The sequence below is a fragment of the Kitasatospora sp. NPDC059599 genome (assembly GCF_042735125.1).
Lineage (GTDB): Bacteria > Actinomycetota > Actinomycetes > Streptomycetales > Streptomycetaceae > Kitasatospora.
On record NZ_JBHWCL010000298.1, the window covers coordinates 1 to 2,084 of the forward strand.

A 2,084-nucleotide genomic window follows, 5' to 3' on the forward strand; every position below is an offset into this window, starting at 1 on the left:
CCCCGGGCGCGGAAACAGGCGGAAGATCTTCGCCGCCCGGGAAAAGCCGCCCGGTTGCGCCCCCCAGCACGCCCGGCGCAGGCTGCCCGAGCCGGGAAGGGGAACCACCAACCCATCCGACAAGCCAGGTCACACCACCCGGACACCCACCAGGACCCCTCTTCACCACTGACAAGACCCACCAGCCGCACGGCAGCAGTGGATGCGGACAGACATGCGAAAGGCCCTGCAGCTACTGGGCTGCAGGGCCTTCACGGTCGATTCGGCTCAGCCGGCGACGCGGGCCAGATCCTCGATGTCCGCGCGAGAGTACCGGTCGAATCTGCCGCGAATGATGCCGTGACGTTCGACGCTGACCTCGAACCTCCCCATGGACCAACCGAGGAACCGGGCTGCCTCGGCACCGGTGAGGCTCTCCTCGATCCAGTGACGGCGTGCGACGACAATGGCCTCGACCTCGTCGTGGGCCAGGGCTTCGAGGGATTCGACCGCGTACATCGGCCAGCCCTTGAACTCCCCGACAGGGTGCAGGGCTCCCCGGTCGGCCAGGTCCTGGATGTCGGTACGCTCGACCGGAAGACCGGTGTGCTGGGCCAGGTACTCCGCTGCCTTCTGAGACCCGAGGCCGGGGTGGTCGCCGACTTCCGCGATGATCTGCGGAACGAGATCGGTGACGGGTTCGACCGCGGCTTCGGACCAGCGGCCGCCTTCGAGGTCGGGGGCAGGGATCAGTCCACGCTGCTGAGCGCGGGTGACCTGCCAGTCCTTGAGACCGAGGTGACGGGCCAGCTGGACCGGTCCGAAGCCCTCCTTGCCCCGTCGGGTCCTGACGGTCGGCGCGGGCTTCGTCTCGGGCGCGGGTGCGACCGAGGCTTCCTCCCCGAGTTGGGCGAGGATCTGTTCGACCTGGTCCGGCAGGGTCCTGGCCACGCTCTGGGACCAGCGGCGGCCGTCGACGTCGGGTGGCGGGACCAGCCCCAGGTTCTGCGCGCGACGCAGCTGGGACTCCTTGAGCCCCAGCCAGCGGGCGAGCTGAACCGGCCCGAAGTCCTCTTGAGATCGGCTCACTGTCCAGGCTCCTCTGCTGACGTGCGGTGGTCTGAAGATGGTTCTCGCCCGGGCACCGGCCCGGTGCTCCGGGATGGGAAGCGTCGGCGGGGGCCGGCGATGGTCCGGGTGTCGGCGTAGCGCCAGATGTCGGCGCGGCGGTACCGCCGGCGCATGCGGCCGCTGGGCAGCTCCTCCTCTTGGACTGGCTGAGGCCAGTTCCTCGGAGGGTTCTTGGGGTAGTGGGTGATGCTGGTCGGTTCGACGCCCAGGATCCGGGCGGCTTGGGCGAGGGTGACGAGGTCCTCCGGGTCACCGGAGCGGTCGACGTGGAGCTCGGCGCGCTGGGCCTTCCGACGGTATTCGGCGTACCAGGCGTCCCACTCTGCGGAGTCCCAGTACATGCTCTTCTCCACGGTCTTCACCGGCTCCGGGTGACCGTTCTCTCCGCGCAGGGCCCACATCCGGTCGAGGGTCCCGCGGGCCAGAGCGTGCCTGGCAGCCAGGTCGGCCCGGGACTCCAGATCACCGGTGTCCCCTCGCCCCTGGTACCAGGCGTCCCATTCCTCGCGGTCCCAGACCAGCTCCCGTCCAACCGTGCCGACCGCCTCAGGGTGCCCATTCGCGTGACGGTTTCGGTACCACTTCTCCAGTGGGGACAGCGTCATGCCGTACCTGTCCATCAGGTCCCGGCGGGTGCAAACCTCGCGGCCGTTCAGCGTCGTCACGATGCTCCTGGTTGGTCAGGTCAGGCGCTCTGGGCCTTGAGGCGCCTACGATGGCCCGCGTCGTCTCCTGGAATGGGCTGAAAGAGCCCTCGGGCCGGGAGACGTGACCAGGCGGCCTGCGATCTGCCAACGTTTCCCGTAGGACCAGCCATCATGTTGAATGATGCCTTGTTTCTCCGCTGGACTCCAGAGTGGGTGCCCTGATGCGACAGCCGTCCAGCTGGCGTACGTGACACGGCGGCGACAGCCGCCTGAGCGTCGGCCACGCCGACGCCGGCTTGGCTGGTGAGGAACGAACCGGCCAAGCCC

General features: G+C 68.9%; 2 protein-coding genes. Both read right to left on the reverse strand.

Features of this window, described 5'->3' with window-relative positions; all coding sequences use genetic code 11:
• Positions 1–267: 267 nt before the first annotated feature.
• The gene (locus ACFV04_RS43650; protein ID WP_380350264.1) at positions 268–1,068 is read right to left on the reverse strand and encodes a hypothetical protein; all 801 of its coding nucleotides are present in this window, start codon (positions 1,066–1,068) and stop codon (positions 268–270) included.
• Entirely contained in the window at positions 1,065–1,775 is a 711-nt protein-coding gene (locus tag ACFV04_RS43655) for a hypothetical protein (protein ID WP_380350261.1), read from the reverse strand. The genes ACFV04_RS43650 and ACFV04_RS43655 overlap by 4 nt, the downstream gene beginning before the upstream one ends.
• Positions 1,776–2,084 lie beyond the last annotated feature (309 nt).